Source organism: Paraeggerthella sp. Marseille-Q4926 (genome assembly GCF_916618935.1).
Lineage (GTDB): Bacteria > Actinomycetota > Coriobacteriia > Coriobacteriales > Eggerthellaceae > Paraeggerthella > Paraeggerthella hominis.
This window is the reverse complement of sequence record NZ_CAKAKF010000004.1, coordinates 543,757-553,321: the sequence shown is the minus strand read 5'-3', so window position 1 is coordinate 553,321 and position 9,565 is coordinate 543,757. Positions and strand designations below refer to the sequence as shown.

Below are 9,565 nucleotides of genomic sequence, written 5' to 3'. Positions count from 1 at the left end.
GCAGGTCGCCGACAACCGCCTCCGCCTTGAAGCCGGGGCGGCGCGTCACCATGCCCGCAGATGGATTCGTCATTGCGGAAATCCCGCCAAATACCTACTTGACGGATTCATAGGAACACCCCCCATCATCAGGTCGACGCGCTTGAGCTGCGTCGACAGACCCTTCCTTTGGAGCCGGAGCCCGCAAAAGGCGCCGGCTCTTTTCACGCGCGGCGACAACGGGGCAGGAGGCCGCCCTGCCGTTGCAGGTCGCCCGAACCGTTGCAAGCCGCTGCGCGGTGGGCACGCTCGCCGTCGGGGCCGCGCGAACGCGCGGCGGGCGCGCTCGCATTCGCCGTCGTGGCCGCTGCCGCTGTCAAAACGGACGAGTTTTGCTGGTCCTCGAATCAGGATAATGGCCAGCGGCAAGCTTCTGACCTGGCATGTTGCAAAACGCCCGCAGCCGGGTCGCCCCGAAAGGGCCGAAAACCGCCGCAAAACTCGCTCGTTTTGACAGCGGAGGGGAGCGTCACGCGCCCCGGCACCAGAATCGGGCCGCTGCAAGCGCCCCTTCGCCTCATTCCGCAGCAAGCTACAAGAATCTCGCCGAATTCTCAACCGGTTGAAACGTTTTGCCATCCTGTCGCATGTTAGAACCATAGAAAGGTGATGCGGATGGATGAGAACTGCCGATCGGAATCGTTTATGGAGCGCGCCATGGGCGCATGGGGGCCCATGGCGTATCGCCTTGCGCTCAGCCAGACGCGCTCAACCTGCGATGCCGACGACGTGGTGCAAGACGTGTTCTTGAAGCTATTCAAAGACAACACCTGTTTTCGCAGCGACGAGCACCTGAAAGCCTGGCTCATCCGGGTCACCATCAACCGGTGCCGGGAACTTCGCCGTTCCGCCTGGCGGCGGCGCGTGTTCGCCACGGATTCCGACGACCCCGCGTTCACAAGCCTCGAAGCGCCCGAGCAGGAGCTGTTCGCAAGCGAAACATGGGCGGCCGTCGGACGTCTGCCCGAGAATCTACGTCTTATCGTGCACCTGCACTATTACGAGGGATACTCCCTCGAAGACATCGCCCGCATGCTGGACTGCAAGCCAGCCACCATACGCACGCGCCTGCATCGCGCGCGCAAACGGCTCAAACTCGATCTGGAACAGGAGGCGGAACGTGAAGCAATCGAACTGGGACGAGTATCGCTCGCTGATGAACGACGTTGAGCTCCCCGATCGCGTGCACGCTCGCGTGATGCGAGAGGTGCGAAAGGAGCACGCTGCGGAAACCGGCCCGAAACCGCGACCGCGCCCAAGGGCTCGTCGAACGCAGCCGAGCTTCGCGTTCAAGGCCGCCGTCGCAGCATTCTGCGCAGTGGCCCTTACCACCGGCGTCGCATTCGCCAGCGGAATGGTCGAGCTTCCCGAGCAGCTATTCTCGTTCAACCAGCTGTCCGACAAGCCCAACTCGTTCACGCTCGAAGCATACGCGGCCGAAGGCTCCGAAGGAGGAGACACAGTGCTTTTGGACTCGTCTTTATTTCGCGGCGGCGGGGGCTACAGCGGGTCTTGGTACAACCCAGCAGACGGCACGTTCTGGGGACCCGAATGGGCCGGCTACAAGTTCGCCTTCAACCTCAAGTGCTCCGGACAGAACATTGAATCCCTCACGTACGAAATAGAAGGAGATCGTTCGTATTTCGAATTCCTCGATCCAACCATGTCATCCATCCCGCTTGAAGAACGAGAAGGGGACGGAAAGGCATTCCATTACCGGAAGTCGTTCACCGTAGGATACGACGAACAATGGGATCCCAACGGAGAGTTCAAGCACCTCTACAAGAATCAGATCGTCCACCTGTACGTAGGATTCCCCTTGCCGCAAGACGCCATCGACGCCATGCACCACATCACCACGATAGAGCACACCGACGATCTAGCCAAGCTTCTCGATACGGCCGTAGAAACCGGCGCCGCGCGCGAGATCAGCGCGTCGCGCCTTACCGTAACCGCCACGTTCTCCGACGGCACATCCCAATCGAAAGCATACGCCATCGCGCCCATCGACACCTTTGCCGAAGCATATTCAACCTTTTGGGACGCGCGAAACGAGGCCGCCAAGCAGGAACGCGAGCAGGGGAATTCGAACAGGATCACCCGCCCCGACATGCCCCGGTTGTACACCATCACCGAAGTAGACGCGTCGTAGAACCTCCCGAACCCCGCGCACCAAAAGGGCCCGGATCAATTCGATCCGGGCCCTTTCGACTTGCTGGGCGCATGCTGCGAATATGCCGCTGCGTTGCACGTGTATGCTTGCCGCGCGCCCTTTCCTCGAACCGGCGAACCCGCCGGGAATCAGCTTGGGGACGCTACGCCGGCACCTGGGCCTTCATAGCGTTGATGCGCTGGAACACTGAAGCGGCTCCCGCGACAACGTCCACGGATCCGTCGGCCGCAACCTCCAGCAACGTCGGCGCCTGCATGATGCGGTACCGCTGCGCAAGCTCCGCGTTCTCCTCGGCCAGCAGCTCTTCGTGCACGATGCCGGCTTCGTCCATCTGCGCCGCGGCGAACTTGCAGTTCGGGCACGTGCGCGTGGCAACCAGGTACAAGCCCGCGGGCAACGAGCTATGCGCCGGCGCGGTCGGAACCGTCTCAATACTTGCGACATCCGCCGCTGCAGCATGGGGCGCAACGTCCGCCACCGTCACATGCGACCCCGCCTGCCCCGCCTTCTCGGCCGCCGCCGTCATCTGCACGCCCTGGTGCGTCAGACGGGAATGCCCCAAATCGTACTCGACGCGATCGGCAAACTCCTGCGCCTTGCCGTCGTTCCAGTTCTTCACCGGGCGATAGTAGCCGGTGATGCGCGAGTACACTTCCGTTTCCTCGTGGCAGCACGGGCACTCGTACACCTCGCCCGCAATGTAGCCGTGGTTCTTGCACACGGAATACGTCGGCGACATGGTGTAATACGGCAGCTTGTAGTTCTGCGCGATCTTGCGCACCAGCGTGGCCGTGCTCTGCCAGTCGGGCAGCTTCTCGCCCAAAAACGCATGGAACACGGTTCCCGACGTGTACAGCGTCTGCAATTCGTCCTGCACGTCAAGCGCGCTGAAGATATCCTCGGAGAAGTTGACCGGCAAGTGCGACGAGTTCGTGTAGTACGGCGTACCCTGGTCGTTCGCCGTGATGATCTCGGGGAAGCGAGCCTTGTCGTGCTTGGCGAATCGATACGTGGTGGACTCGGCAGGCGTTGCCTCCAAGTTGTACAGGTCCCCGTATTTCTCCTGGTAATCGGCCAGACGGTCGCGCATGTGGTTGAGCACGTCCTTCGTGAACGCCTGGGCGGGACCCTGCGTCATGTCGGCGCGCAGCCATGCGGCGTTCAGGCATGCCTCGTTCATGCCCACCAATCCAATGGTGCTGAAGTGGTTCTCGAACGTGCCCAGGTAGCGCTTCGTGTACGGATACAGGCCCGCGTCCAGCAGCTTGGCGATGACCTGGCGCTTGGTATGCAGCGAGCGCGCGGAAACGTCCATGAGGTGATCGAGGCGGCGGTAGAAATCGGCTTCGTCGGTTGCCAGGTAAGCGATGCGGGGCATGTTGATGGTCACCACGCCGATGGAGCCCGTAGACTCGCCCGATCCGAAGAAACCGCCGGACTTCTTCCGCAGCTCGCGCAGGTCAAGGCGCAGACGGCAACACATGGAGCGCACGTCGGACGGCTCCATGTCCGAGTTGATGTAGTTGCTGAAATAGGGCGTGCCGTACTTCGACGTCATTTCGAACAGCAGCCGGTTGTTCTCGGTATCGCTCCAGTCGAAGTCCCGCGTGATGGAATAGGTGGGAATGGGGTACTGGAAGCCGCGGCCGTTCGCATCGCCCTCGATCATGATCTCGATGAACGCCTTGTTGACCAGGTCCATCTCGTGCTGGCAATCGCCGTACGTGAACGCCTGCTCGCGCCCGCCCACAATGGCCGGCTGATCGCGCAGGTCGGCAGGGCACACCCAATCCAGCGTGATGTTGCTGAACGGGGCCTGCGTGCCCCAGCGCGACGGCGTGTTCACGCCGAACACGAACGACTCGACGCACTGCTTCGTCTCTTCGTACGTCAGGTCGTCGGCCTTCACGAACGGAGCCAAGTAGGTGTCGAAACTGGAGAACGCCTGGGCGCCCGCCCATTCGTTCTGCATGATGCCCAAAAAGTTCACCATCTGGTTGCACAGGCTGGACAAGTGGCTGGCCGGCTTCGACGTGATCTTGCCGGGCACGCCGCCAAGGCCCTCCTGAATAAGCTGCTTGAGCGACCAGCCGGCGCAGTAGCCGGTCAGCATGGACAGGTCGTGCAGATGGATCTCGGCGTTGCGATGGGCGTTCGCCACCTCGTCGTCGTAAATCTCCGACAGCCAGTAATTCGCCGTGATGGCGCCCGAGTTGGACAGGATCAGGCCGCCGACGGAATACGTGACCGTGGAGTTCTCCTTCACGCGCCAGTCTTCCACCTTCACGTACTGATCGACCAGGTCCTTGTAGTCAAGAAGCGTGGCGTTGGCGTTGCGCACCTTCTCGCGCTGACGACGGTACAGGATGTAGGACTTCGCCACGTCGGCGTACCCGGCGGTGGAAAGAACCTCCTCCACGCTGTCCTGAACGTCTTCGACCGAAATGATGCCGTCTTTGATCTTCGGCTCGAAATGAGCGGTCACGTTGAGGGCCAGCAGGTCGATGGTAGACGGATGGTACTGCTTCTCCAGCGCATCGAAAGCCTTGGCGATTGCAGACGAAATTTTGGCAATGTCGAATTCCGCGATCATGCCGTCACGCTTTTGAACCTGGTACATGCTCTGCTCCTTTTGCTGTACGTTTCGTATCTGCTTCGATCGGTCCGCGAGGCCTTTGGAGGGGCTGATTTCGGAGCCGGTAAGAATAAGGCGTCGGGTATCGGGTAACCGCTTCACCATACCCGCGAGAATTGCCATCGTCAATGGGGGTCACCAATATGTTGAATACAGAACTATAGTGCGCATCAATATATTGTGGTTTTCCACCTGGGGTTTTAGAAATGGGCATTTTGGCGTTCTATGAAAAGCGACCTGCAAAAATAGAACAAACTGCCCCAAACGCCAACGCCGGCGGCAAAAAACACAACTCCGCAGACATCGTGGATTTCGGCAAGCGGAAAGAGGCTCGCGGCATTTGCGTCCAGGGAAGCGGCGGTCTATGATGAAGGCGATCCGCATCCCTTTTGACGCGGGGCCCGGCCCAAGCGAAGGAGCCTTTATGATCGATCATCCCATGCGGCGCTCCGACCGCGCCCTCTCCCCCGACGAAGCGCTCGCCGTGCTCGACGATGCGGCGTTCGTCACGCTGTCGACCGTCGACGAAGAGGGCGCGCCCTACGGCGTGCCGCTTTCGTTCGTGCGCCGCGGAAGCACGCTCTACGTGCACGCCACGAACCAGGACGGCCTCAAGTTCGACTGCTTCCGGCGCGACGCGCGCGCATGCGCCACCGCCGTAACCGACGTGGTTCCGTTTTTCGCGAACGGCGATTTCTCCACGTACTACCGGTCCGCCATGGCGCTCGGGTCCATGCGCGAAGTGGAGCCGGGAGTCGAGTTCAAGCGCGCGTTGGTGGATCTGTGCACGAAGTACGTGCCCGAGGCCAAAGCGCACATCGGTGAAGCCATGCGCTGCGAGGGGCCGAACACTTCGGTGTGGGCGCTGGACATCCGGCGCGTGACCGGCAAAGCCCAGCCCCTTCCCCCATCGGGCGCCGCGCCCGCCAGCCCCCATGCGGAACAGGCGCGCTAGCCCATGCGCGTCGCAGGATTGCAGAAGCTCACGCTGCTGGACTTCCCCGGCAAAACGGCCGCCACCGTGTTCACTCCAGGGTGCAACTACCGTTGCCCGTTCTGCCACAACGCCGACCTGGTGATCGGCGCGGCGCGCACGCCCGACGCCGTTTCCCTCGACGAGCTCTTCGCATTTTTGGACAAGCGCCAAGGACTGCTCGACGGCGTGTGCGTCACGGGCGGCGAGCCGCTTTTGCAGCCAGGCATCGAAGATTTCCTGTCGCGCGTGCGCGATCGGGGGTTCGCCACGAAGCTGGACACCAACGGCAGCTTTCCCGATCGACTGCGCGCCCTCGTCCAGGCCGATCTTGTGGATTACGTGGCCATGGACGTGAAGAACGCGCCGTACCGGTATGCGGAAACCGTGGGCGTGCCGGGCTTCGACCTTGTGCCCGTGCATGCCTCGATCGAGTACTTGATGGAAGGGCACGTACCCTTCGAGTTTCGCACCACGGTGATGCGGGAGCTGCACGCGGCTGACGATCTGCGCGCTATCGCTTGCTGGATCGAGGGCGCTCCCCGCTGGTTCCTGCAAAACTACCTGGACGCGGAAAGCGTTCTTGCGGGCCCGGGGCGTTTCCATGCATGGGACGTCGACGAACTTGAAGCGCTCCTGCCCGAGCTGCGCGCACATGTGCCTGCCGTGCAGCTACGAGGATCGAAGTAGCGCAGGGCCGGACGGACGGACAGACGGGCGAGAGCATCCCGCGAGGGCATGCGGCTGCCCGCATGTTCGCCTGGCAGCACGCCCGCCGGCCCGCCGCGAAACGCCGCCGGCCCGCGCCGCGCCGCTGCCGAGCCGCCGCGTTTCGCAGCCCGCGCCGCCGCTCGCCCGGCCGCGAAAATCGTTGCTCGTGGAAAGCGCAAGGAAATGGAGCCGCTTCGGTTCCGTGCGATCATAATAGGACGCTACCCCGCGCACCGGCCGGGGGCGCACGTCCGCACCACCGCAGAACAGGAGCATGCATCATGGTGAATTGTCTTGTCGCGCAATCCGGCGGGCCCACCGCCGTCATCAACGCCAGCTTGGCCGGCGTCGTCCGCGCCAACCAGCTGAACCCCGTGTACAACCGCGTGTTCGGCGGCCTGCACGGCATCGAGGGCACGCTCGCGGGCAAGCTCTACGACCTGACCGATCTGCCCAGCCGAGATATCGACGTTCTCAAGCAAACCCCCTCGTCGGCGCTTGGCACGTGTCGCTATAAGCTCAAGCGCGGCAACGACGCCGACTACCGCCGTCTTGTCGACGTCATGGACGCGCACGACATCAGCACCATGTTCTACATCGGCGGCAACGACTCCATGGACACGGTAGACGCGCTGGCTTCGTGGGCGCAGGAGCACGCGCCCAGCAAGCGCTTCATCGGCATACCCAAAACCGTCGACAACGACCTGGTTCCCGTGGACCACTGCCCCGGCTTCCCCAGCGCGGCGAAGGTCGCCTGCCAAATCACGCATGCAACGTATTTGGATTACGCCGCGTACACCCGCCCGGAGGTGTTCGTCCTCGAGGTCATGGGGCGCGATGCGGGCTGGCTGGCCGCAAGCACCTGCGTCACCGGCAACGTCGACCTGCTGATCTTGCCGGAAACGCCGTTCAACAAGGATGCGTTCTTGTCCGAGGTGCAGAAGAAGTTCGACCAGAAGGGCGAATGCTACATCGTCGCATCCGAAGGCGCTCGCTACGCCGACGGCGCCTACCTGTCGGCCGGCGAAGCGGCCAACGACGGTTTTGCGCACGCGGTGCTGGGCGGAGCCGCAGCTACGCTCAAGCAGATGATCGTCGATGCGGGCATCGTCCCGCGCGGCGTGGTGCAGGATCTGTCGCGCGCCGCGCGGTCGAGCAACTTCGCCCAAAGCCTTGTCGACGTGAACGAAGCCTATGACCTGGGATTGAGCGCGCACATGCGCAGCGCCGACCCCGCGTTCACCGGCCAGGTGGTGGGCGTGCGCCGCAACGCCGCGGCGGCAGCAGAGGGTCGCTACGATGCCGAGTTTTTCGCCGGTCCCGCCAGCGAGTTCGCGAACTTCGTGAAGCAGTTCCCCGCCGCATGGATCCGCCCGGACTACCAGGGCATCACCGACGAAGCGATCGCCTATTTCCGCCCGCTCATCGAAGGCGAGCCGAAGCTGATCATGGACGGCGGCCTTCCGGCTACGCTGACGCCGTTCAACAAGCGGTAGACAAAAAACGCGCGCCGCAACCCGACCGCGTATGCTAGCATGACGCAAACAATTACGCGCAATCGGCCGTGCGGCGCGCGGCCCTCAGCAAGGGAGTCCTCGTGTCCGCAGAAGCAGCAGTGTCAACCTTCATCATCCTCGGCGCGTTCGTCGCGCTTTTGGCAGCACTCAAGGTCCTGAAAAGCAAAGGCGTCGCATTCACGCCGCGCGTGTTCGCCGCCTTAGGCATGGGCATCGTGCTGGGCATCGGCATCCAGCTTGGCGCAGGCCGAGGAGCGGAAGCGGCCACCGTGGCGCTCGACTGGATGTCGATCGTCGGGCAGGGCTACATCGGGCTTTTGAAGATGCTCGTCATGCCGCTTGTGTTCGTGGCTATCGTGGGCGCGTTCACCCGCACCGAAGACACGCTGAACCTCGGTCGCATCGGCGCTATCGTATTGGCCGTGCTGATGGGAACCGTGGCGATATCGGCCCTAGTCGGTTGGGCGTCGGTCGCGTTCACGGGGCTTGCCGGAGCCAGCTTCACCAGCGGAAGCGTCGACGCCGCGAAAATGGACGTGCTGCAAGGCCGCCAGGAGCAGGTGGCGAACCTCACCCTGCCGCAGGAAATCCTCTCGTTCATCCCCACGAACATCTTCGCGGACTTGGCCGGCACCCGCTCCACCTCCACTATCGCGGTTGTGATCTTCTCCGCCATCGTCGGCATCGCCTACCTCAAGCTGCGCGACAAGGACTCCGGCCAGGCATCGTTTTTCAAGCAGCTGATCGACAGCCTGTACGGCATCGTCATGCGCATCGTGTCCATGGTGCTGGGGCTTGCGCCTTACGGCGTGATGGCGCTCATCGCGCACGTCATGGCCACGAGCGACTACAACGCTATCCTTGATCTGGGAAAATTCGTGCTGGTATCCTACGCGGCCATCGCGTTCATGTTCGCAGTGCACTGCCTGATCCTGCTGGCGAACCGCACCAGCCCCCTCATGTACCTGAAGAAGGCCTTCCCAGTTCTGAGCTTCGCCTTCGTGGCGCGCACGAGCGCCGGAGCGCTGCCCCTCAACATAGAAACGCAGACGCGCGCGCTGGGCGTGGATTCCGCCACGGCCAACTTCTCCGGCAGTTTCGGGCTGTCCATCGGCCAAAACGGATGCGCGGGCATCTATCCGGCCATGTTGGCCACCATCATCGCGCCCACGGTGGGCATCGACGTGTTCTCGCCCACGTTCATCATCGGCTTGATAGCCGTGGTGGTCATCAGCTCGTTCGGCGTAGCGGGCGTGGGCGGCGGCGCAACGTTCGCCTCGCTCATCGTTTTGGGAACCATGGGGCTGCCCATCGAGATCGTGGGCCTGCTGGCGTCGGTCGAGCCGCTGATCGACATGGGGCGAACCGCGCTCAACGTGAGCGATTCCATGGTTGCCGGCGTGACCGCGTCGAACGCCGTGGGCAAGCTCGACCGCGAAACGTTCAACGATCCCGAAGCGCGGGTGAGCAGCTCCGCGCAAGCCGAGCTGTAGACGCCGCGCTTCGTCGACGGCCGT

Annotated in this window: 7 protein-coding genes; 6 read left to right on the top strand and 1 reads right to left on the bottom strand. The window is 62.9% G+C overall.

The window, feature by feature from the left end:
* The first annotated feature begins 654 nt into the window (after positions 1-654).
* Together LG373_RS10915 and LG373_RS10910 are read left to right on the top strand one after the other, a co-directional pair.
* The gene (locus tag LG373_RS10915; protein WP_114567361.1) at positions 655-1,209 is read left to right on the top strand and encodes an RNA polymerase sigma factor; all 555 of its coding nucleotides are present in this window, start codon (positions 655-657) and stop codon (positions 1,207-1,209) included.
* Positions 1,160-2,191, top strand: coding sequence for a hypothetical protein (locus LG373_RS10910; protein WP_225749787.1), 1,032 nt, complete (start codon positions 1,160-1,162; stop codon positions 2,189-2,191). The genes LG373_RS10915 and LG373_RS10910 overlap by 50 nt, the downstream gene beginning before the upstream one ends.
* A 163-nt stretch (positions 2,192-2,354) precedes the next feature.
* Here LG373_RS10910 and LG373_RS10905 read toward each other — a convergent pair whose 3' ends face one another.
* Positions 2,355-4,832, bottom strand: a complete 2,478-nt coding sequence (locus LG373_RS10905) for a ribonucleoside triphosphate reductase (RefSeq protein ID WP_216529409.1) — start codon at positions 4,830-4,832, stop codon at positions 2,355-2,357.
* 439 nt (positions 4,833-5,271) lie between these two features.
* On the opposite strand from LG373_RS10905, the gene LG373_RS10900 reads away from it, so the two are divergent.
* The 4 genes from LG373_RS10900 to LG373_RS10885 all read left to right on the top strand — a co-directional run bounded on the left by LG373_RS10900 (position 5,272) and on the right by LG373_RS10885 (position 9,541).
* Positions 5,272-5,802, top strand: coding sequence for a pyridoxamine 5'-phosphate oxidase family protein (locus LG373_RS10900; RefSeq protein WP_225749786.1), 531 nt, complete (start codon positions 5,272-5,274; stop codon positions 5,800-5,802).
* 3 nt (positions 5,803-5,805) lie between these two features.
* Positions 5,806-6,510, top strand: a complete 705-nt coding sequence (locus tag LG373_RS10895; RefSeq protein ID WP_225749785.1) for an anaerobic ribonucleoside-triphosphate reductase activating protein — start codon at positions 5,806-5,808, stop codon at positions 6,508-6,510.
* Between the two features lie 302 nt (positions 6,511-6,812).
* Positions 6,813-8,027 carry a diphosphate--fructose-6-phosphate 1-phosphotransferase gene (locus tag LG373_RS10890; protein ID WP_225749784.1) on the top strand — a complete coding sequence of 405 codons (1,215 nt, stop codon included), beginning with the start codon at positions 6,813-6,815 and terminating at the stop codon, positions 8,025-8,027.
* A 101-nt stretch (positions 8,028-8,128) separates the two neighbouring features.
* The gene (locus LG373_RS10885) at positions 8,129-9,541 is read left to right on the top strand and encodes an L-cystine transporter (RefSeq protein ID WP_225749783.1); all 1,413 of its coding nucleotides are present in this window, start codon (positions 8,129-8,131) and stop codon (positions 9,539-9,541) included.
* Positions 9,542-9,565 lie beyond the last annotated feature (24 nt).

Coding starts and splice junctions, on each gene's coding strand:
- LG373_RS10915 (WP_114567361.1), top strand. CDS start 655: ATGGATGAGAACTGCCGATCGGAATCGTTTATGGAGCGCGCCATGGGC.
- LG373_RS10905 (WP_216529409.1), bottom strand. CDS start 4,832: ATGTACCAGGTTCAAAAGCGTGACGGCATGATCGCGGAATTCGACATT.
- LG373_RS10900 (WP_225749786.1), top strand. CDS start 5,272: ATGATCGATCATCCCATGCGGCGCTCCGACCGCGCCCTCTCCCCCGAC.
- LG373_RS10895 (WP_225749785.1), top strand. CDS start 5,806: ATGCGCGTCGCAGGATTGCAGAAGCTCACGCTGCTGGACTTCCCCGGC.
- LG373_RS10890 (WP_225749784.1), top strand. CDS start 6,813: ATGGTGAATTGTCTTGTCGCGCAATCCGGCGGGCCCACCGCCGTCATC.